At 64.2% G+C, this 20165-nt stretch carries 17 protein-coding genes and 1 tRNA gene; 4 read left to right on the top strand and 14 right to left on the bottom strand.

Features of this window, described 5'->3' with window-relative positions:
* Window positions 1–24 precede the first annotated feature (24 nt).
* Together hfq and hflX are read left to right on the top strand one after the other, a co-directional pair.
* Entirely contained in the window at window positions 25–528 is a 504-nt protein-coding gene (hfq, locus tag AC1MLZ_RS02215) for an RNA chaperone Hfq (protein WP_480960249.1), read from the top strand.
* On the top strand, window positions 525–1817 hold the full coding sequence (gene hflX / locus AC1MLZ_RS02210) for a GTPase HflX (RefSeq protein WP_480960248.1): 1293 nt from the start codon (window positions 525–527) through the stop codon (window positions 1815–1817). Before hfq ends, hflX begins: the two co-directional genes overlap by 4 nt.
* On the opposite strand, the gene mazG is transcribed toward hflX, so the two are convergent.
* The 9 genes from mazG to AC1MLZ_RS02165 form a co-directional block, all read right to left on the bottom strand.
* Window positions 1798–2532 (bottom strand): nucleoside triphosphate pyrophosphohydrolase, encoded by a 735-nt coding sequence (gene mazG / locus AC1MLZ_RS02205; protein ID WP_480960247.1) that lies wholly within the window; start codon window positions 2530–2532, stop codon window positions 1798–1800. The genes hflX and mazG overlap by 20 nt on opposite strands.
* Before the next feature lie 68 nt (window positions 2533–2600).
* Window positions 2601–3188 carry a retropepsin-like aspartic protease family protein gene (locus AC1MLZ_RS02200; RefSeq protein ID WP_480960246.1) on the bottom strand — a complete coding sequence of 196 codons (588 nt, stop codon included), beginning with the start codon at window positions 3186–3188 and terminating at the stop codon, window positions 2601–2603.
* Window positions 3185–3949 carry an MBL fold metallo-hydrolase gene (locus AC1MLZ_RS02195; RefSeq protein WP_480960245.1) on the bottom strand — a complete coding sequence of 255 codons (765 nt, stop codon included), beginning with the start codon at window positions 3947–3949 and terminating at the stop codon, window positions 3185–3187. Before AC1MLZ_RS02195 ends, AC1MLZ_RS02200 begins: the two co-directional genes overlap by 4 nt.
* Window positions 3946–4737, bottom strand: a complete 792-nt coding sequence (locus AC1MLZ_RS02190) for a TatD family hydrolase (RefSeq protein ID WP_480960244.1) — start codon at window positions 4735–4737, stop codon at window positions 3946–3948. The genes AC1MLZ_RS02195 and AC1MLZ_RS02190 overlap by 4 nt, the downstream gene beginning before the upstream one ends.
* Entirely contained in the window at window positions 4737–6284 is a 1548-nt protein-coding gene (metG, locus tag AC1MLZ_RS02185; protein ID WP_480960243.1) for a methionine--tRNA ligase, read from the bottom strand. Before metG ends, AC1MLZ_RS02190 begins: the two co-directional genes overlap by 1 nt.
* 50 nt (window positions 6285–6334) lie before the next feature.
* Window positions 6335–7312: an AAA family ATPase gene (locus AC1MLZ_RS02180; protein WP_480960242.1), complete on the bottom strand. Its 978-nt coding sequence runs from the start codon at window positions 7310–7312 to the stop codon at window positions 6335–6337.
* Between the two features lie 28 nt (window positions 7313–7340).
* Entirely contained in the window at window positions 7341–8504 is a 1164-nt protein-coding gene (locus tag AC1MLZ_RS02175; protein WP_480960241.1) for a D-alanyl-D-alanine carboxypeptidase family protein, read from the bottom strand.
* Window positions 8505–8530: 26 nt separating this feature from the next.
* The gene (locus tag AC1MLZ_RS02170; RefSeq protein ID WP_480960240.1) at window positions 8531–9196 is read right to left on the bottom strand and encodes a septal ring lytic transglycosylase RlpA family protein; all 666 of its coding nucleotides are present in this window, start codon (window positions 9194–9196) and stop codon (window positions 8531–8533) included.
* Between the two features lie 52 nt (window positions 9197–9248).
* Window positions 9249–10238 carry a lytic murein transglycosylase gene (locus AC1MLZ_RS02165; protein ID WP_480961448.1) on the bottom strand — a complete coding sequence of 330 codons (990 nt, stop codon included), beginning with the start codon at window positions 10236–10238 and terminating at the stop codon, window positions 9249–9251.
* Between the two features lie 215 nt (window positions 10239–10453).
* Here AC1MLZ_RS02165 and AC1MLZ_RS02160 point away from each other — a divergent pair.
* Together AC1MLZ_RS02160 and AC1MLZ_RS02155 are read left to right on the top strand one after the other, a co-directional pair.
* Window positions 10454–10530, top strand: a tRNA-Pro gene (locus AC1MLZ_RS02160).
* A 184-nt stretch (window positions 10531–10714) separates the two neighbouring features.
* Window positions 10715–12004, top strand: coding sequence for an N-succinylarginine dihydrolase (locus AC1MLZ_RS02155; RefSeq protein ID WP_480960239.1), 1290 nt, complete (start codon window positions 10715–10717; stop codon window positions 12002–12004).
* An 85-nt stretch (window positions 12005–12089) separates the two neighbouring features.
* On the opposite strand, the gene AC1MLZ_RS02150 is transcribed toward AC1MLZ_RS02155, so the two are convergent.
* From AC1MLZ_RS02150 to kduI, 5 genes are all read right to left on the bottom strand, one after another.
* Window positions 12090–15095 (bottom strand): TonB-dependent receptor, encoded by a 3006-nt coding sequence (locus AC1MLZ_RS02150; protein ID WP_480960238.1) that lies wholly within the window; start codon window positions 15093–15095, stop codon window positions 12090–12092.
* Window positions 15096–15820: 725 nt separating this feature from the next.
* Window positions 15821–17380 (bottom strand): carboxylesterase/lipase family protein, encoded by a 1560-nt coding sequence (locus AC1MLZ_RS02145; RefSeq protein ID WP_480961447.1) that lies wholly within the window; start codon window positions 17378–17380, stop codon window positions 15821–15823.
* Entirely contained in the window at window positions 17367–18374 is a 1008-nt protein-coding gene (locus AC1MLZ_RS02140; RefSeq protein WP_480960237.1) for a sugar kinase, read from the bottom strand. The genes AC1MLZ_RS02145 and AC1MLZ_RS02140 overlap by 14 nt, the downstream gene beginning before the upstream one ends.
* A 37-nt stretch (window positions 18375–18411) precedes the next feature.
* Window positions 18412–19182 carry a 2-dehydro-3-deoxy-D-gluconate 5-dehydrogenase KduD gene (gene kduD, locus AC1MLZ_RS02135; protein WP_480960236.1) on the bottom strand — a complete coding sequence of 257 codons (771 nt, stop codon included), beginning with the start codon at window positions 19180–19182 and terminating at the stop codon, window positions 18412–18414.
* A 130-nt stretch (window positions 19183–19312) separates the two neighbouring features.
* Window positions 19313–20155, bottom strand: coding sequence for a 5-dehydro-4-deoxy-D-glucuronate isomerase (gene kduI / locus AC1MLZ_RS02130; protein WP_480960235.1), 843 nt, complete (start codon window positions 20153–20155; stop codon window positions 19313–19315).
* Window positions 20156–20165 lie beyond the last annotated feature (10 nt).

Here is a 20165-nt window from a genome sequence, read left to right as displayed (position 1 = left end):
CGCCAAAAACAAAGGGTTATCCCATTGGCCGAAAAACCAGGCTCGCTTCAGGATCTCTTCCTGAACGCACTCCGGCGTTCCAAGACGCCCGTCACCATGTTCCTCGTCAAGGGCGTCAAGCTCCAAGGCATCGTCACATGGTTCGATAATTTTTCCGTCCTGCTTCGCCGCGATGGCCAGTCGCAGCTGATCTACAAGCATGCGATCTCGACGATCATGCCTGCTGGGCCCATGGATGTGTCGGCAATCGTCGACGCAGTGGGAGAAAACCAGAAGAAGCATCCGTTGTTGCAGGACATATTCCTCAACGCGGTGCGGAAATCTGAAGACAGCGTGACGATGTTCCTGATCAACGGCGTCATGCTGCAGGGCCAGATAGCGGGCTTCGACCTGTTCTGCATGCTGCTCCAGCGCGAAGGCATGGCACAGCTCGTCTACAAGCACGCAGTCTCGACGATCCAGCCGGCGCGCCCGCTGAACCTTGCCGAAGAACCTACCGACACGGATGAAACGGAGGATGACGATTGAGTAGTGGTTTCGAACGCGACCGGGACGAATTCACGCGCGGCGCGCGCGCGATCGTCGTGCTTCCCGATCAAGGCGATGCGACGCGCGATGTCGATGCGCGTATGGAAGAGACCGCCGGTCTCGCCGCGGCGATTGGCGTGGAGGTGGTCGAACGGATCGCCTACCGTGTGCGACAGGCCAAGCCTGCGACGCTGATCGGGAGCGGGCAGGTCGAACTGCTTGCGACCCAGGTGCGCATGGAAGACGCGGGGCTCGTTGTTTTCGACGCGAGCCTCACACCTATCCAGCAGCGCAATCTGGAAAAAGCGCTCGAAACCAAGGTCATCGATCGCACCGGTCTCATTCTCGAAATCTTCGGCGAACGCGCCGCGACCGCCGAGGGGCGTCTTCAGGTCGAATTGGCGCATCTGGATTACCAGGCCGGTCGGCTGGTGCGGAGTTGGACCCATCTCGAACGCCAGCGTGGCGGCTTCGGCTTCCTTGGAGGTCCTGGTGAAACCCAGATCGAGGCGGATCGTCGCTTGATCCGCGATCGGATGGCGCGTCTGAAACGTGAACTTGAGCAGGTCAGTCGGACCCGTGGCCTGCATCGTGAACGGCGCCAGCGCGCACCGTGGCCGGTGATTGCCTTGGTGGGCTACACCAACGCGGGCAAGTCGACGCTGTTCAACCGGCTGACCGGTGCCGACGTGATGGCCGAGGATCTGCTGTTCGCGACGCTCGATCCGACGTTGCGGCAGATCCAGTTGCCCGGCATCGACAAGGCGATCCTGTCCGATACGGTCGGGTTCGTCTCGGATCTGCCGACGCAACTGGTTGCCGCATTCAAGGCGACGCTGGAGGAGGTCGTGTCCGCCGATCTGCTCGTCCACATCCGTGATATCGCGCATCCCGATACCGAGGCGCAGCGGACGGACGTCGAAACCGTGCTGGCCGAGATCGGCGTGGACGAGAACACGCCGCGGTTCGAGGTTTGGAACAAGCTCGATCTGCTCGATGCCGATGCGCATGAGGAGATTGCAGCGCAGGCGGCACACCGCGACGACGTCGTCGCGATCTCCGCACTGAGTGGGGAAGGGGTGCAGCACCTCATCGAACAGGTTGCTGCGAAACTAACCGGCGCCCACCGGCGCTACAGGATCACGATCGAGGCCAGTGACGGGGCCGGTGCCGCGTGGCTGCATGCTCACGGCGAAGTTCTCGGCAGCGAAAGTGACGAACTTGATACGACCTATGATGTCCGGCTGTCCGAGACCGATTACGACAGGTTCAGCCGCCGCGACGTTTGACCGCCTGCCATAGGGCTTCCTTTCGATCGAGTGTCATGGCGGCAAATGCGTCGCCGCCATCGGCCTCGATCGCACGGAAACGCGCTTCGAATTTGGCGTTACCGGCCCTGAGTGCGGCTTCGGGATCGACTTCGAGATGTCGCGCCCAATTGGTTACGGCGAACAACAGGTCGCCGATCTCTTCTGCTACGGTATCCGAACCCGCCTCGCGGACCTCTTCGATTTCCTCAATTACCTTATCGAGGGGGCCCGCCGCATCGGGCCAGTCGAACCCGACACGTGCCGCCCGCTTCTGCAGTTTCTCCGCGCGAGCCAAGGCGGGCAGGCCGATCGCAACGCCCGCGAGAGCGCTCGGATCGGACTTCTCTGCACGCTCGGTGGCTTTGATCGTTTCCCAACCCGGCGAGGTCGCGGCATCGCCGAAGATGTGCGGATGGCGGCGTTCCATCTTGTTGCTGATCGCGGTGATGACATCGGCCAAGGTAAACGCGCCGGACTCTTCGGCGATGCGGCTGTGGAACACGACTTGCAGCAGGAGGTCGCCGAGTTCATCCTTGAGATCCGCCGGGTCATCGCGCGCAATCGCGTCTGCGACCTCATACGCTTCCTCGATCGTGTAGGGCGCGATCGTCGACCAGGTCTGAACGCGGTCCCATTCGCATCCGTCGAGCGGATCACGTAACCGCGCCATGATGGAGGTGAGCCGTTCAATCATGATGGCACCCATTAATGGCGAGCAAACCCATAGATAACTCAAGATCGATAATATACATTATGTAAAGTCTATCCCTTGATCGGAGTCAGGATGAGCGTGGCGTTCTCGACCCGCCACGATCCCAGCTTAGACAGGAAGTTCATTCCAATGACGTCGGTATCGCCGAACGACGGCGACGTGACGATCCCAAGATCGGTGGTGGTGATCGTACCGATTGTCACGCGCTTAACCGTCGCGGTGCGTGCCGACACATCGCCATTGGCGGTCGCGATGATCACCGGGAACGGACTTTCGCCGTTATCGACTCCGGCGGCCTTCGCCGTGGCCGACGACAGCGCGGTCGTCGTCGCGCCGCTGTCGATCAGCATGCGCCGCCGTACGCCGTCGATATCGACATCGGCCCAGAAATGCCCGTCCTCGGCCATGCGGATCCGCGTTTCGGTGCCGCTGACCTGCTGGTCCGCGAACAAAGTCTTCAGTCCCGACAGCCGGTCCCGCTGGCTGGCGATCAGCAAAGCCGCGGCGAAGATCGCGACCCAGGCCAGAGCCATCTTCAGCACCGGCTTCAGCGGCAGCCGGCGCGCTACCAGCGCGGACAACGGCAGGATCAGCATGACCGCGTACAGCGCGAACTGGGCTGCGCGGTCTCCGGTCATGCGGTCAGGACGAGCCCGTCATAGCCCGGCTCGACCCCGGCCGGGAGTTCATGGCGCAGCGTCGCGTAATCCATCGTGTTATCCATATGGATCAGCGCGGTCCGCTTCGGCGCCAGGCGTTCTACCCAGTTCAGAACGGCCGGCAATTCCATGTGTGTCGGATGCGGACGTCGGCGGAGGGCGTCGACGACCCAGATGTCCAGATCCTGATACAGGCTGACCATGTCGTCCGTCATCACGTTGAAATCGGTTGCATATCCGATGGATACGCCGTCCGCTTCGAACCGAAGGCCTGCGGCGTGGATGCTGCCATGTGGCTGGTCGGTCACGCAAATATCGATCCCACCGATCGTCAGCCGGTCCGGCAGGACCTCGGCGGCGATCGTCGGCGGATAGCCGGGGCGACCGTGAAAGGCGTAGGTGAAGCGCGCATCCAGCGCCGCCAGTGTGAACGGGCGCGCATAGCCGAGGACCGGCGTTCCCGCCGCGTGGAAGAGTTGCCGTAGGTCGTCGATGCCGTGGCAGTGATCGGCGTGGTCGTGTGTCCAGATCACCGCATCGACCCGGTCGATATCGGCTGCCAGCAACTGCTCGCGCATGTCGGGACCGGTGTCGATCAGTATCCGCGTGCCGTTATGCTCGACCAGCGCGGACACACGCGTGCGCCGGTTGCGCGGCTCGTTCGGGTCGCATTCGCCCCAGTCGTTGCCGATCCGCGGCACGCCGGAGGATGTGCCGGAGCCGAGGATCGTGATCTTCACGAAACCGCCCCGGACACCTGCGTCTTGGCGAACAGCGTGTGAAAGTTCTCGGCAGTACGGCGCGACAGTTCCTCGACATTTTCGCCGCGCAAGTTGGCGAGGAACGCTGCGGTATCCGCGACGAAGCCGGGTTCGCCGGTCTTGCCGCGATGCGGAACCGGCGCGAGGAACGGCGCATCGGTCTCGATTAGCAGCCGTTCGATCGGTACTCGAGCGGCGGTCTCCTGCAAGTCACGTGCGTTCTTGAACGTCACGATTCCCGAAATCGAAATATAAAGGCCCATATCCAACGCCTTGTCGGCGAAAGCTCCACTCGCCGTGAAGCAGTGGATGACGCCGGGATAGGCCCCCTTCCCCATTTCCTCGGCCATAATCGCCGCGGTATCGTCCTCGGCATCGCGGGTGTGGACCACAATCGGCAGTCCGGTCTCGCGCGACGCGGCGATGTGAGCGCGAAAGCTGGCCTGCTGGCGCGCGCGATCGGAGGTGTCGCGAAAATAGTCGAGACCGCTCTCGCCAAGGCCGACGACGCGAGGATGCCGGGCGCGCTCGATCAGCTTGGCGGCATCGACGTCGGGATACGCGTCCGCCTCGTTCGGATGGATGCCGATCGTCGCCCACACGTCCGGCTCGCGTTCCGCGGTGGCGACGATATCGTCCCATTCGCTTTCGCGCGTCGAGATGTTGAGCATCGCCGTCACGCCGCGTGCACGGGCGCGTTCGAGCACCGCCTGCTGGTCCTCGACGAGGCCCTTGTAGTTCAGGTGGCAATGGCTGTCGGCGAGCATCAGGCCTCCGCGGGAATTTCGAGACGGGGAAACACGGGCGATGGGGGCGCGATCCGGAAGTCGGAGGCCGCGATGCGATCGTACCAGCTATCGTCGTCGATCGCGGCGTGGTCGCGCTCGGTCGCGCCGATCTGGTCGAGCACCTTCCCGGCGGAGTCCGGCACGACCGGCAGGATCGCGATCGCGAGCATGCGGATCGCGCGAACCAGCGTGCCCAACACCGCGTTCATGCGCTCGGGATCGGTCTTGCGCAGCGCCCAGGGCGCCTGCGCGTCGATATACTGGTTGCACGCGAACACGCCGCGCATCCAGGCCTCGATCCCTTGCGACAAAGCGAGATCGGTGAAGCCCGACTTGAACCCGGCGCAGGCGACGACGACCTCCTCGATCAGCATTCCGTCAGCGTCCTGGACCGTACCCGCCGTAGGAAACTCACCACCCAAGTTCTTGGCGATGAACGACAAGGTCCGCTGCGCGAGGTTGCCGAAGCTGTTCGCCAGCTCGGCATTGACGCGCATCACGATCGCCTCGGGCGAGTAACTGCCGTCCTGACCGAAGCTGACTTCGCGAAGAAAGAAATAGCGCAGTGCATCGACGCCGAACGCATCCGCCAGTGCCATCGGATCGACGACGTTACCGACCGACTTCGACATCTTCTCGCCGCGGGTCAGCAGGAAGCCGTGGCCGAACACGCTCTTCGGTAGCGGAATGCCCGCCGAGAGCAGGAACGCGGGCCAATAGACCGCATGGAAGCGGACGATGTCCTTGCCGATCAGATGGATATCGGCCGGCCAGTATTTCGCCTTGTCGCCGGTCATGTCGGGATAGCCGATTCCGGTCAGATAATTGGTGAGCGCATCGACCCAGACATACATGACGTGCCCCGGGCTGCCCGGCACCGGAACGCCCCAGTCGAAGCTGGTCCGCGAGACCGACAGATCCTTCAGGCCGCCCTCGACGAACCGCATCACTTCGTTGCGGCGGCTCTCAGGACGGATGAAATCGGGGTTGGCGGCGAAGAGATCGAGCAATGGCTGCTGATATTTCGACAGGCGGAAGAACCACGTCTCCTCGGCGGTCCATTCGACCGGCGTGCCCTGCGGCGAGCGGCGATCGTCGCCCTCCCCGGTCAGCTCGGATTCGTCGTAGAACGCCTCGTCACGGACCGAATACCAGCCCTCGTAGCGATCGAGGTACAGATCCCCCGCGTCTGCCATCGCCTGCCATATCGCGGCGCTCGCGGCGTAATGATCCTCGTCAACGGTCCGGATGAAGCGATCATACGAAATGCCAAGACGGTCCGCCATCTCATGGAAATACGACGACATTTCATTCGCGAGTTCGCGCACGGGCATGTCGCGGTCACGCGCGGCCTGGACCATCTTGAGGCCGTGTTCGTCGGTGCCGGTCTGGAACAGCACGTCCCGCCCCGCCTGGCGCTGGAAACGCGCGATCGCATCGGCGGCGACCATCTCGTACGCATGGCCGATATGCGGGCGGCCGTTGGGGTAATGGATTGCGGTGGTGATATAGAAAGGGTCGGCCATGCCGCGCTCCTAGAGCATCGTCCCGATCAGGTGAAGCCTGCGCGGCCCGATCACTGGCGTAATGTCGCGACGATACCGCCCATCTCGAACACGGTCGCCTGCGCATCGAGCGACAGGCCTATCGCAGCGCCGGCGAGCTCGCGCGCGGCTGCATGAGCGTCGAGCGCAGATCGCAGCGCCGCCCCTGACCGGGTCCGTGCAGCGTCGGCGATAAAGGCGGGCGCACGGTCGAGGAACGCTTCGTAACGCGGTTGCGCCGCCTTGAGCCCCAGCGCCTTCGCAAGCTTCAGCCGGCGGCCGTTATCCCGGTCGCCGTCATGTGCGATCGCGGCGATGGCATCGTCGATCGCAGCGATATCGAGCCCGGCATAGCGGAGCGCTCGTCCTGGCGCGCCATCGCTCGCACGGACCAGCGCCACGACCTCGCCTTCGTCCGCGTCGGGCTGCAACGTCCGGATCGCGGTCGCGACCTCGCCGTCGGTGAGCGCCTCGAACCGAAGCAACCGGCACCGCGAGCGGATCGTCGGCAGCAACCGTCCTGGCGCATGGCTGACGAGCAGGAAGATCGTCCCGGCTGGCGGCTCCTCGAGATTCTTGAGCAGTGCATTCGCCCCGCCCCGCTCCAGATCGTCGATCGCATCGATTACGACCACGCGCCGCGGGCTCATCGACGGCGTGGTCGCGAACAAGGGTTGCAGCGTCCGCACCTGCGCGATCGTGATGCTGCGCGCGAGGTCCTGGTCGGGCTTGTCGGGGTCCTTCGGCAACCGCGCGAGCACGCGGAAGTCGGGATGCGAGCCTGCCTCCATAAGCGACCGGGTCCTGTTGCCCGCGGGAACTTCCAGCCCGGTCGATCCACCCTCGGGCTCTGCTCCATCCGCCAGCATCCGCATCGCCGCGGCGCGCGCGAAGCTTGCCTTGCCGACGCCCTGCGGCCCGGTGATCAGCCAAGCATGATGCAACGAACTGCCACGCATCGCTGCCACGAAAGCAGCCTGTGCGGCAGTGTTGCCGATGATTGGCGTCATGCCTGAAACGTCGTCGGTGCCGGGGTCATCAGCCGAAGAAGCCGGTCAGCCCTGCCCATGCGCGACCGAAGAAGCCTGCGACCGCAACGTCCTTCTCGGCAACCAGCGGCATGGTCTGCTGGAGACCGTCGGACGTCGTGACGACGAGATCGGCGACGTGCTGGCCGGCCTTGATCGGTGCCTTGATCGGGCCGTCATACACGACCTTTGCGGTGAGATTGGGCGAGGTGCCGGCGGGCAGCGTCACGGTCAGAGCCTTGGGCGCTACCAGCCCGACCGACGATGAGTCCCCAAGCTGGACCGCGGCGGTCTCGACCTTCTTGCCCTTCGCGACGATCGGCTTCGACTGCCACGCGCGAAAGCCCCATTCCATGAAGCGGACGGATTCTTCGGCACGCTGTCCCGAACTCGTCAGACCGGCGACGACCATGACCAAGCGGCGACCATTCTGCACGGCGGACCCGGTGAAGCCGTAGCCGGCCTCCTCGGTGTGCCCGGTCTTGAGGCCATCCGCACCAGCGACGCGGCCGAGGATCGGGTCGCGGTTCGCCTGGGTGATGGCGCTGCCGCCCATCGTCTTGCCCCAGGTGAAGTCACGCTTCGAATAGAATTGCTTGTAGAGATCAGGGTAGTTGGTGATCGTCGCCGCGGCGAGCTTGGCGAGATCATGCGCGGTGACATAGGTGACGCCATTGTCAGGCCAGCCGTTCGCGGTGCCGAAATGGCTGTCCTTGAGGCCCAACTCGGCGGCCTTGCGGTTCATCCGCTCGGTGAACGCCTGCTCCGACCCCGAAATACCTTCCGCGAGCACGATGCATGCGTCGTTGCCCGACAGCGTGACGATCCCGTACAGGAGGTTAGCGACGCTGACATTCTCACCCGATGACAGGAACATCGTCGAACCCGCTGACGGACCGTGCCATTTCGCCCAGGTCTCTGGCCGCACCGACATCATCTGGTCGAGCTTTAGCTCGCCCTTCTTGACCATGTCGAACGCGACATAGACCGTCATCATCTTCGCGAGCGAGGCTGGCGGCATGCGACGATCCGCATCGCGCGCGAACAGCACGGCGCCCGACGACAGGTCTTCCATGTACGCGATCGGCGCGGCGGTCTGGAACTGCGGCGCGGCGGCAATGGACGGATGCGCCAGCGCGATGGCGACGAGCGGTGCGACGATCAGCTTCTTCATGGGGTATTCCGTGAGCAAAAGGGAACTCAATCCGTAGGCAGGACTTGTGCATCGCCATAGCCGCGCTCGGCGACCACGTCACGTACGCGTTGCAGGCTGGCGGCATCTTTGAACGGGCCGATGCGGACTCGGTACAGCCCGCCGTGCTCGATGACATCGGCATCGAGGCGCTTCGCCAACGCCTCCGCGCGGGCCTCGTTCGAGAAGGTTGCAACTTGAAGGACGTAGCGCCGCCCGGCTGCGAACGCGGGCACGGGCTTGCGAGCCGGCATATGGTCTACGCTGTACGCTTGCGTGAACGTGGGCGATCGGACGCCGACGGCCTTTCCGGCGCGCAGCAGGGATGCGTCTCGGGCATTCGGCACAATCGCGCGGATGCGGACCGTTGCAATCTGCTGGCGATCGGTGCCGAGCAGGTGCGCCGCGGCGCGCGAAAGGTCGATCATCCGGTCCCGCCGGCCCGGCCCACGGTCGTTGATACGGACCAGGATCGACCGGCCAGTCTCTACCGACGTCACCTCGACGAACGACCCGAGCGGCAACGTTCGATGTGCAGCGGTCATCGCGTCGGGGTCGAACGCCTCGCCGGACGCAGTCCGGTTTCCTAACAATTCCTCACCATACCAACTGGCTAGCCCGGCATCCTTGTAGCTACCGTAAAGGCCGCCGCCAACCGGAAACGCCGCGCCCACGCTCTCGCGCGAAGTGCTGCAGGCCGCTAGCGCGAACGCCAGGACTATGGCCCTAGCGTTCGACCGCATCGGCCAGCAACCCGACCGAGAGCGCGTAGAAGTTCGAGCAATTGTAATCGAGGATCACGCGGTAGTTGCTGGTGAGCAGATAGGCGGTCGCACCGGGGCCGTCGGGTTCGAGCAAGGTCGCCATGACCGTATCGGACGGCCAGCTACGTCCCTGCGGTGTAATGCCAAGTGCCCGCCATTCGGCGATCGTCCGCCAGCCGCTATGCCGCTCGAATACGCGGGGGCAGCGCGGCGAGACGAGGCGGTTGCGGACCTGCGACCGATCGAACCCTGCGGGAACACCCACCGCGAACCCCCAGGGTTGGCCGCCACGCCAGCCGGCGTCGGTGAAATAATTCCCGATCGAAGCCAGCGTGTCGGCCGGGCTGTTCCAGATATCGGCACGGCCATCGCCGTCCCCATCTCGCGCAAGCCGGAGGTAGATCGACGGCAGGAACTGCGGATTACCCGTGGCCCCTGCCCAACTGCCCTTCAGCTGCCCGCGCGTCACGCCACGATCGAGCATTTTCAGCCCGGCGATGAACTCGCCTGCGAACAGCGATCGGCGGCGCCCCTCATAGGCAAGGCTTGCAAGCGAGCGGAGCAAGTCGAAATTACCGGTGTAGCTCCCGTAATTGGTCTCATGCCCCCAGATGGCGACCATGATCGATTCGGGAACACCCGTGGTCTGCTCGATCCGCTGCAACCGCGAACGCTGCGCCAGATACGTCTGCCGCCCGCGCGCGATCCGCGCGGCATCGACATGCTGGCTGCGATACGGTGCGAAGGCGGGGATCGCGCTGCTGGTGTTCGTCGCGCCGGGTTGTCCGCGATCGAGCTCGATCACGCGGGGGTTGAGCGTCAAGCCGGGAAAGACAGCGTCCGCCGTCCGGACGCTGACGCCTTCGGCCAGCGCCTGCTGACGCAGCACCGTCATGTAAGACTGAAAACCCGGATCATCCTGCGCCATCGCCGATCCGTTACCGGACAGCATTGCGAGTATGCCGAATACGCCGTTGCGCAGCCAAGTCGCTGCTGTCGATGCCCCACCCATGCCGAGGATGTGCCACAGACGCGTCCGTATCGGAACCTCGCACCGTCGTATGCCAGGCACGCACGGACGCGCAGGCATTTGATCCCCAGCAAATTCATTCTCGTGACGTTATGACGCTTGCACATCCCGGCGGGTACGCCTAACCGCAACGCCGTCGGGGAGTGGCGCAGGCTGGTAGCGCACCTGGTTTGGGACCAGGGGGTCGCAGGTTCGAATCCTGTCTCCCCGACCATCGTCTTACGGACGATATTTCGGCGATAATATGCGTTTGGCACGGTCGCCTACACTCCCCCATCGCCGGCGAAGCTCGCGAACAGTCGACACTCCGGCCTTTTGCGGCGTCGCGAATTGCGGCTATCCGATTCCCGCCGTCGACATCGATTCATGATATGCCGGCCAGACGAGGGAGAGATGTCGTGATCGAGGTCAATTTCGACGGTATCGTCGGTCCTACACATAATTACGCCGGCCTTTCGCTTGGCAATCGCGCGTCGTCTGCCAACGCCGGTGCCGTCTCTGCACCTCGCCTCGCCGCGTTGCAGGGCATTGCGAAGATGAGGCGACTGATGGCGATGGGGTTGAACCAAGGTATCTTCCTCCCCCACGCCCGGCCGAATGTCGGTTGGCTTCGGGCACTGGGCTTTGCTGGCGACGATGCCGAGGTTCTGGCTTCGGCCTGGACTGCCGACCGGGCGCTGGTCGCCAACGCGATGTCCGCCTCGGCAATGTGGACTGCAAACGCCGGAACGGTTTCCCCCTCCCCCGATACGCGCGACGGCCTTTGCCACATCTCGGTCGCGAGCCTGTCGACGATGCCGCACCGCGCGAGCGAAGCCGCCCAGACCGAGCGACAACTCCGCCTAGCCTTCGCCGACCAGCGCCACTTTCGCGTCCATGGCCCCGTATCGTCGGCGTTCGGCGACGAGGGCGCTGCGAACTTCATGCGGCTCGTGCCTCCGTCAGGCGGCGCGGCGGTCGAGATGTTCGTCTACGGCGAAGGCCACGCCGGCGATTTCCCCGCGCGCCAGCACCGCACTGCCAGCGAAGCGGTAGCACGTCGGCACGCGCTGGATCCGGCGCGCGCACTGATGGTCCGCCAGAGCGATGCGGCAATCGCCGCGGGAGCATTTCATAACGACGTCGTCGCGGTAGCGAACGGCCATGTCCTGTTCGCGCACGAGCAGGCGTTCGCCGACCCGCGCGCTCTGCATACGTCTTTAAAAGCGCTGATACCCGACGTCGCGATCGTCGAAGTCCCTGCCAGTCGCGTCAGCCTCGACACCGCGATCCGAACCTATCTGTTCAATTCGCAGCTCGTCACGACGCCGGACGGCGTGATGGCGCTCGTACTTCCCGCCGAAGCCCGCGAGAATACCGACGTCTGGGGATGGCTCACCGAACTGGTCGCGAATCACGGACCGATTCAGCGTTTGGAGATCGTCGACGTCCGCGAGTCCATGCGCAACGGTGGTGGCCCGGCGTGCCTCAGGCTACGCGTTCAGGTCGACGCCGAAGCCATTGCCGCGATCGATCCCCGCTTCCTGCTCGACGACGCCGCCTGCGCTCGGATCGAGGACGTCGTCGCGCGTGAATGGCCCGAGGCGATCGCCCCTGACGATCTCGGCGATCCGCACTTGTGGGACCAGTGCACGAAAGCGCGTGCTGCGTTGACGGCAGCGCTGGGCTTCGCACCGGACGAGATCTGAAACGCGTCGGGCCCGCGCAAAACAAAACGGGTGCACTCCAGTATGGAATGCACCCGAGAAGGAGGAGTTGGACAGGCTTGCGCGCTTACATCTTGAAGCGTGCGCCCATCAGGAACGTGCGCCCGAAATGATTGTTCTCGTAGTTTCGGTTTGCATCGAGATCATTGTAGCGGCTGCGATAATTGTCCGTGAGGTTGGTGCCCTCCAGCGACACTTCCACCATCGGCGTCAGCTTGTAGCGGAGCGACGCATCCACGTTGATCGTCGAATTATACCCTTCGAACAAATTGCCGGTGGCCGAACTGCCGTCGATATACGGGCTGCGATAGCTGATCGATCCCCGCGCGCTGAACTTCTTGTCCTCATAATATAGCGTGCCGTTATAGGCGCGCTTCGAGAGGCCGTAGAGTGTCGCCGTGCGCGTCGTGGGGGGCAGCGCGCCCAGTACGCCGCCCGGTGTAAGTACCGCCCCGGTGGTCGGGTTGAAGGTCGGCCGCGAAACCGACGTCGCCGGGCCGGCCTGCGTATAGTCCGCGTCCGAACTGATAAACGTCGCATTGGCCAGGAAGCCGAAATTCTTCAGGAACCCAGGCAGGAAGCGGAAGCTCGACTGCAGCGATATTTCCATACCCTTGAGCGACGCGCCGACGCCGTTGATCGGCGCGTTTATCTGCCATTCCTGGCCTTCGGGATTAAGCGCGGCGGGTGAGCTTGCCGGGATCACCGAGAGCGGCAGGCCGGTCGAGGCGAACGTGCCGCTGCGTGGTTGCGTGACGGGGAAGCTCTCGATCAGTTTCTTGAACACCGCGACCGAGAAGATCGACTGCGGCGCGAAATACCATTCGGCAGCAAGATCGAGCGCCGTCGCACGGAACGGCCGGAGCTGCGGATTGCCGAACGTGACGCGGTAGTTGAAGCCGTCGACCGATCCGCCCGGCGTCAGGCTGCCCAGGCTCGGCCGCGTCAACACCTTCGAGATCGCGCCGCGCAGGATGATCTGTTCGGTGGGGAAGAGCGCGACGTTGATCGCCGGGAGCCAATCGTCATAGCTGCGCCCCACCGTCGCGGGCGTGTTGACGGTGACGCCGCCTACCACCGCCGACGAAATCCCCGTCGATTTCTGGCTGGTATGGGCATAGCGCATGCCGGCGTTAGCCGCATAGTTCAGGCCCAGGATGTCGCCCTTCACGTCGAACTGCGCGTAACCGCCGGTTACTTCTTCGATCACGCTGCGGGTATCGCCGACCAGCACCGTCGGCGTGCGGCCGTACAGCCCTGTGTAGGCGGCGGATGCATCGATGTTCGGCACCAGGAAACTCGTGGTAGTTCCCGACGGTTGTCCGGCCTTGCCGAGGTTGAAGATCTCGCCGAGGTTGCCGGCGGGAAAGCCATAGATCGCGGTCGGGCCGAACAGCGTGTTCGGCGAGCAGGTGAGCGTACCCAGGACGACGTCCCGGCCCCCTGCGTTCGGGCAGACGACCGCATCGCGCGAGAAGCCCTTGGTATCGAATGAGAAGCGACGATACATCGCGCCCGTCTTGATCTGGAACCCTTCGGCGACGTCCCACTCGGTGCGGAGCTGTCCGGTGCGGAAGGTGTTGACCGTTTCCGATGGCCGATCGCGGATTTCGGCGAGCTGGAAGTTCGCCGGATCGGTCACGCTCGTCCCGAAGGTCAAAGTCGGACGCTTCATGTCGGTATAGTCGTAGCTATACCCCTGCGCGTCGCGATCGTCGAACACGAAGGTCGTCTCGACCGGAATCGTCGCATCCGATTTCGAGAAGCCGCCGAGCAGCGTGAAGCGGAACTTGTCCGTCACGTCCTGATCCCAGCTACCGCCCAGTTGGTAGAATTCGGTCTGCGATTTGCGCAGGTAATGCTCGGTACGAACCCAGGCGTCGTTGAGGGTCGCCTTCACCAGATTGTTGTTGCCGTCGATCGTGTAGTTGCTGATGTCGATCGAGCGTTCGTTCGAGCGGAGCAGCACTTCGCCCCATTTCTCCTCGCGGGTTTCCTTGAACCGCGAATAGAGGCCGTCGATCGAGATTTTCGTCGCATCCGTCGGTGACCATTGAACGCTGCCCGTCAGGCCGAGCCGTTCGCGATCGTGTCGCACAGAGCCATAGCGCGGGATGCGGGGGTGGAATGCGAGCGCGGCCTGATCGCAGCCTGCCGCGTTCGTGTAGGTGCCGCCACGGTTCGGTTGGGTGAAACAGCGGTTGCCGTTCACCGAATCGAACACGCCCTGCGCCCAGCGTACGCTGTTGTTACCGAGCTCGAAATTGTTTGTCTTGGTGTACGCGCCCGACAGTGCGACGCCAAACGTGCCGTCCGCCGACTTCCACGAGAGGAGGCCGGCGAGACGCGGGCCGAAGTTCTTGCTGAGGTCGTTGTAGCTCGCCTGCGCGGAGCCGACGAGCGTGAAGCCGGTCTTGCCACCAAGTGGGTTGCCCGTGTTCAGATCGACTACCGCCCCGAGCGAACCTTCGTCGAGCGATGCCTCTGCAGTCTTGTGGACGACGATGGAGTTGAAGAGTTCAGACGCGAACACGTTGAAATCGAACGCCCGATCGCGATTCGAACTGGCGCCGTCCGTCGACGTCGCCACCGTTTCCAAACCGTTGACGCGAACTCGCGTATATTGCGCGCCGAGACCGCGCACGGTGATCGCGCGTCCTTCCCCTGCGTCGCGCTGGATCGAAATGCCGGGGATGCGCTGCAGCGATTCCGCGAGGTTCTGATCCGGAAACTTGGCGATATCCTCCGCGACAATCGCGTCGACCGACGACACCGACTGGCGCTTTACGTTCAGCGCGGCGTCGAGCGAACGGCGGAAGCCGGTGACGATGATCTCGGCGGTCTCGCTGTCGGGCGATACGGTTTCCGGCGCGGATTGCGGCGCGGTCGTTGCGGCGGGGTCATTGGGTTGCCCCAGCGGCACGACCGCGGTCTGCGCGGGCGACGGATCGACCTGTGCCGGCGTTCCCGGCGTTGTGCTGTTCGGAACCTGCGCAGCCTGCGCGAAGGCGGCCGCGGGCATGGCAAGCGTCAGGACGAGGCTGCCGACCGAAATGCCAGAGCGCCAATTCATCCGCCGATTCGCTGCCGTTGTTTGAACGTCCATTGCTTCACTCCCCGTTCGGTCAACGCCGATGACACCGGTTGCGCGATCGGCTGGACACCGCTCGGCTACCGCCCTGAAAATCTTGGGGAATAAGACCCGTTGCTTGGAACGGGTGCACCTTATCCTCTCCCGGACCGCCAGTTGTTGCTGGTCTGTCCCCCGGTTCCTTGCATGCTTAGGTAACCGGTGTCAGAACAATGTCGCACGATCGGTCGCATGTCAACATGCCGCGGAATGCATCGTGCGATGCAGGAGAAGCGAGGATGTTGCGATCGATGAAAGTGGCGCTCTTCGGGATGCTCTGCGCGGCTGCCAGCGCTGATGCTCAGGTTGCCACGTCGAGGCCGATGGTGATCGTCGACGAAGCGGCGACGATGCGACGCGAGCCCCCGCCGCATGGAGCGATAGGCTCGAGCACAGCATATCGGATCAGCGACGCAGTGCCGGGGCGGACGATGGAATTCCGCAAGCGGATACTGCATCCGCGCAGCGCGATCGGACCGCACAAGATCACGCATGACGAGGTATATTATGTCCTCTCAGGCACCGGGATCGTCTCGTCCGGAAGCGCGAAACAGCCGGTGCGCGCCGCCTCGCCGCCTATCTGTTCGACGGAGAGACCGTCGGCATCGAACAGACCGGGAAGGTGCCGCTGGTGTTGATCATCGCCTATCCGATCGCAAAGTAGCGGGTCAGGTTCCGGGCTGGATATAGGGCACGCGCGCAAAAAGCTCGCGTTGCCACGCTCGCGGATCGTTCTCGATCCGCGAGCGTGCGTCGAAAATCATCGTCGCGCGGGTCGCCAGGTCATAGCGTGGCCAACGAGGCACACCTTGGTGATTGGGATCGCCCGTCTTGGCGAAGGCAACGAAACCGTCCTGCATCGCCTTGGACGCCGCACGCGCGTCCGCTGCCGTCCCGGTCTGCGATCCCGTGGCACCCAGGGTACCGAACACGAGCGGGATATCCATCGTGTGGAACGCTCCACGACGCGGGTCCGTGCGAGAGGCGAAATCGACCTGATAGACCCACCCCGGCGCGCCCGCCTGCGCCCTAGCCTCTGCTTCGACCACCTGTCCGCGCCAGCTTCGCCCCGCGGTGGTGGCGTCGTAGAAGATGTCGATCGGCGCCCATTTCGGATAGCGTTCGCGGTACTGCGCGACCACCCATTCGGGCAGGATGTCGATCTTGAGTTCGGGCGCCATGCGGACCGCGAGATTGCCCCAGTCGAGCCCCCTTACCTTCGGCGAGTCCGGCCCGATGAAGGCGCGCGTTTCGTCATGCGTGTTGCCGAGCATCATCGGAATGCGGTTTCCGAGAGGGTTCGCATCGGGCCAGAACGGGTGCCGCACGAGCCATTTCATGTCGAGCACCGGCCCGAAATACACGCCGCCACCCATGATCGGATCGGTCGCATCCAGCGCGTCGATCAGCTTCTCCACAGGCATCGTCAGCAACGGCGACAGATCGCGGTCGGTCACCCCCAGCTTGGCCAGATACGCCCGTGCACGCGCAGTTGCATTCATCGGCCCCGAAGCGGTCACTTGCTGCCCGCTCATCGTCGCGGCCCGGTGGAATAGCCCGGCAGCGGCCGGCATCCCCATCATCGTTGCGATCTTCGCACCGCCGCCAGACTGGCCGAACACCATCACGCACGACGGATCCCCGCCGAACGCCGCGATGTTGTCGCGGACCCATTGCAGCGCGAGGATCAGGTCTAGCTGTCCGGCATTGCCGCTGTCGGCAAACCGCGGATCGAGCCGTGCTAGATAGAGGTAGCCGAGTGCGTTCAGGCGGTGGTTGACGGTGACCACGACGCAATCGCCGCGCGCGGCGAGTGCCTGCCCATCGTTCAGCGGGTCGGTGACGCTCCCGTTCGAATACGCGCCGCCGTGGATATAGACCATCACCGGCTTTTTCGCGCGCGCGTCGGCCTCGGCGGTCCAGACGTTGAGGAACAGGCAGTCTTCGGATTGCGGGCCGTAAGGTCCCGATTGCGGGCACACCGGACCGAAGCTTGACGCCGGTCGCCTCTGACCCGGCATCGCTACCGGTAAGGGGGCGCGAAACCGGTCCGCACGGCCATAGCGTATGCCCTTGAACGTCGTGACACCGCCTTCGGAGGTCCCGACGAAATTGCCCGCAGGCGAACGCACCACTGGCGCGTTCGAGGCCCGCGCGCCGCTAGCCAGGATCAGTGCCGCCGCACCGCCAATGCTGTCGCGGCGCGTCCAGCCTTCAGCGCCGGACATCCAGCCCGCCCGCCAGATAGGCATCGATGTCCGTTTGGCGAAACAGGCTCGCATCGCCCGGCAGCGAATGCTTCAAGGCGGCGAGCGCGAGTCCGATGCGTGCCGTGTCCCCGATATCCTTGCCCGAGCGTAGTCCGTGCAGAACCCCGGCTGCGAAGGCATCGCCGCCGCCGATCCGGTCGACGATACCGGCCAGCACGACCTCGTCCGTCTTTACATACGCGTCGCGCGTATCGATCCGCGCCGAAAGACGGTGGAGATCGACGTGCTCGACATGCCGTGCGGTCGAGGCGATCGTCTGTAGCCGAGGGAACGCCTCGAATGCCGCCTCCGCGGCCTCGCGCCGACGATCTTCGGCCTCGCCGGAAAAGTCCCGATCGAGCAGCAGTGCGATGTCGCGGTGGTTGCCGAACATCAAGTCGGCATGCTCGACGAGTTGCTTGAGTATCTCACGTGGGTTCGAATCCCACCGCTCCCACAACTTTCCACGCCAATTGCCGTCGAACGAGACGGCGATCCCACGCTCCGTCGCCGCGCGAACGGCGGCAAGTGCTGTTTCGGCGGGAACGGGACCGAGTGCCGGGGTGATGCCCGACAGATGGAGTCGATCGACACCGTGAAGCAACGCGTCCCAGTCCCAGACGCTCGATGCCGCCTCCGCGAACGACGACCAGGTGCGATCGTAGATGACTTCGGTGGCGCGTAAGCCAGCACCCGACGTGACGAAATACAGCCCCATCCGGTCACCGCCGAGTGCGATCGTCGACGTGTCGACACCGTGCCCGCGCAACGTCGTGATCGCCGCCCGACCAAGGTCGTTGTCGGGCACCATCGTCGCCATGCCGACATCGTGGCCGAGCCGCGCGAGCTGCGTGACGACGTTGGCCTCCGCGCCCGCGACCCAAACGTCGAGCTTGGGCGTCTGCAACAGCAACTCGCGCCCCGGAGGGGAAAGCCGCAGCATGATCTCGCCGAATGCCAGGAATTTAGCCATGTCGTCCCTATTTCAAATCGCGGTCCCGACGGCAGGGTTACCGTGCCAGCCATCCGCCGTCGACCGCCAGGATATGCCCCTGGACGTACTTTGCCGCCGCCGATGACAGGAACACCGCCGCGCCACCGAGGTCGGATGCGTCGCCCCATTTGCCCGCCGGGATGCGGTCTATGATCGATTTGTTGCGCACCTCGTCGGCCTGCAACGCTGCGGTGTTGTTCGTTGCGATATAGCCCGGCGCAATCGCGTTGACGTTGATGCCCTTGGCCGCCCACTCGTTGGCGAGCAGCTTGGTGAGCCCGCCGATCCCCGACTTTGACGCCGTATAGCTCGGCACGCGAATGCCGCCCTGGAAGGTCAGCATCGAGGCGATGTTGACGATCTTGCCCGAGCCCCCCTCTTTCTCGATGCGCGCGATCATGTACCGCCCCGCCGCCTGGCAGAGGAAGAACACCGATTTCAGGTTGGTGTCGATCACGGCGTCCCACTCCGCTTCGGTGAAGTCGACCGCATCCGCGCGGCGGATGATGCCGGCGTTGTTGATGAGGATGTCGAGCCCGCCGAGCTTGGCCACGGTCTCGTCGACGACGCGCTGGACGGGTTCGATGGTCGAGAGATCGGCCGAGACGATCTCCGCCTTGCGACCTAGTGAGCGGATTTGCGTCACAGTATCCTCGGCCGGTGTGCGGCCGACGCAGGCGACATCTGCGCCGGCGGCGGCGAGCGCTAGCGCGATCGCTTGGCCGATGCCGGTGTTCGCACCGGTGACGATGGCGACCTTGCCGGTCAGGTCGAAGGGGTTTGTCATGCTTTTCTCCTCCCCTCCCGCATGCGGGAGGGGCCGGGGGTGGGCTCGCGCTTTCCTCACGCGGATCGGCGGTGGTGAGCGCGTGCCCACCCCCTACCCCCTCCCGCAAGCGGGAAGGGGAGAAAGTCGGTTACGCCAGCTGGCAGATATCCAGCACGTTCATGTCGGTATAATCCTGGTTCTCGCCGGCCATTGCCCAGATGAACGCGTACGCCTTGGTCCCCGAACCCATGTGGATCGACCAGGGCGGGCTGATCACCGCCTCCTCGTTGGCCATGACGATGTGCCGGGTCGCCTCACCCTCGCCCATGTAATGGAACACGCGATCCTTCTCGAGATCGTCGAGCTCGAAGTAGAAATAGATTTCGCTGCGACGCTCATGGATATGCGGCGGCATCGTGTTCCACACCGAGCCGGGCTTCAGGACGGTGAGGCCCATGACCAGCTGGGCACTGTCGCAGATGCCGGGGATGACCATCTGGTAGATCGTCCGCTCGTTCGAATCCTCGAGCGAACCGCGCTCCAGCGTGGTCGCATCGCCGACCGAAATCACGCGGGTCGTGAACGCCTTGTGGGCGGGGCACGACGCCAGATAGAAGCGCGCGCCATCGCCGGAGAACTGCACGTCCTTCGCGCCCATCGTCACGTACAGACAATCCTTGTTGCCGAGCGTGAAGGTCTCGCCGTCGACGGTAACGGTGCCGGTGACCTTGCCTACGTTGACCACCGCAAGCTCGCGACGCTCCAGGAACGGATGACCCGCCGCCGATGCCGGCTCGGCCTGATCGGGCAGCTTCACCGACCCGCTCGCGACGGCAACGCCACCGATTACGAAGCGTTCGGCATGGGTGTAGTTCAACGTGCACTTGCCGTCGCGGAACAGGTCCTGGATCAGATACCGGTCGCGCAGTTCGTCGTTGGAGACGCACTCCATCATGTCGGGGTGCGTGGCGTAATAGGTGCGATCGTACATAAAGGCTCCG

This window comes from Sphingomonas sp. PEI4 (assembly GCF_056679955.1).
This window is presented reverse-complemented; position numbering and strand designations above follow the sequence as displayed.

What these genes read in the sequence shown, in the direction of transcription:
- AC1MLZ_RS02165 (WP_480961448.1), bottom strand. Translation starts at nt 10,238, where the DNA reads ATGCTGTCCGGTAACGGATCGGCGATGGCGCAGGATGATCCGGGTTTT.
- AC1MLZ_RS02175 (WP_480960241.1), bottom strand. Translation starts at nt 8,504, where the DNA reads ATGAAGAAGCTGATCGTCGCACCGCTCGTCGCCATCGCGCTGGCGCAT.
- AC1MLZ_RS02180 (WP_480960242.1), bottom strand. Translation starts at nt 7,312, where the DNA reads ATGACGCCAATCATCGGCAACACTGCCGCACAGGCTGCTTTCGTGGCA.
- AC1MLZ_RS02190 (WP_480960244.1), bottom strand. Translation starts at nt 4,737, where the DNA reads ATGCTCGCCGACAGCCATTGCCACCTGAACTACAAGGGCCTCGTCGAG.
- metG (WP_480960243.1), bottom strand. Translation starts at nt 6,284, where the DNA reads ATGGCCGACCCTTTCTATATCACCACCGCAATCCATTACCCCAACGGC.
- AC1MLZ_RS02145 (WP_480961447.1), bottom strand. Translation starts at nt 17,380, where the DNA reads ATGTCCGGCGCTGAAGGCTGGACGCGCCGCGACAGCATTGGCGGTGCG.
- kduI (WP_480960235.1), bottom strand. Translation starts at nt 20,155, where the DNA reads ATGTACGATCGCACCTATTACGCCACGCACCCCGACATGATGGAGTGC.
- AC1MLZ_RS02140 (WP_480960237.1), bottom strand. Translation starts at nt 18,374, where the DNA reads ATGGCTAAATTCCTGGCATTCGGCGAGATCATGCTGCGGCTTTCCCCT.
- kduD (WP_480960236.1), bottom strand. Translation starts at nt 19,182, where the DNA reads ATGACAAACCCCTTCGACCTGACCGGCAAGGTCGCCATCGTCACCGGT.
- AC1MLZ_RS02200 (WP_480960246.1), bottom strand. Translation starts at nt 3,188, where the DNA reads ATGACCGGAGACCGCGCAGCCCAGTTCGCGCTGTACGCGGTCATGCTG.
- AC1MLZ_RS02150 (WP_480960238.1), bottom strand. Translation starts at nt 15,095, where the DNA reads ATGAATTGGCGCTCTGGCATTTCGGTCGGCAGCCTCGTCCTGACGCTT.
- mazG (WP_480960247.1), bottom strand. Translation starts at nt 2,532, where the DNA reads ATGATTGAACGGCTCACCTCCATCATGGCGCGGTTACGTGATCCGCTC.